This window comes from Ventosimonas gracilis (assembly GCF_001580025.1).
In the GTDB taxonomy this organism is placed as follows: Bacteria; Pseudomonadota; Gammaproteobacteria; order Pseudomonadales; family Pseudomonadaceae; genus Ventosimonas; species Ventosimonas gracilis.
In genome coordinates this window covers 1-428 of sequence record NZ_LSZO01000199.1, presented here as the reverse complement: position 1 = coordinate 428, position 428 = coordinate 1, and the positions used below count along the sequence as shown (strand labels likewise).

Annotated in this window: 1 protein-coding gene; it reads right to left on the bottom strand. The window is 46.5% G+C overall.

The genetic code is table 11. The annotated features are described in order from the left end of the window. Positions 1 to 46 precede the first annotated feature (46 nt). Positions 47 to 428 (bottom strand): replication initiator protein A (locus AXE65_RS11365; RefSeq protein WP_193393245.1); only part of this gene is annotated, 382 nt, incomplete at its 5' end.

Here is a 428-nt window from a genome sequence, read left to right as displayed (position 1 = left end):
ACCAATAGAGCGTTTGTGAAAGCACGTGCCTGCCTTGCATCTGAAATCACGTGTCTCGGCTTCTGAAAACACGTGTCATGAAGGAAAAAAATAGGTTGCTTTTTTTCCGAGGTTTTTTAGCTGGTATTCCGAACTGTCCGGCCAAGTGCGGTAACAGCTTTTGTGCTTCGGCCTGAAATCCGCGCTTGCTTTTGTCGTAGAAGGTCACAGCATCGGCTTCCTCATCGAAGCTTATTCGATAGTCCGGCAGATCGTTAACTTTTGCTATCTTTTTGATTTGTATACGAAAATTTCTAATTGGCGCAGCACTGCCGCTCTTTTCGTGGAGTGTTTTTATCGATACCGTCCAGCTTGGTTGCTTGCCGCAATGCTTGCGGGCAAGCTCATAAATTCGGCGGTCTAGTGCGCTGCGAATACTGAAATAATCG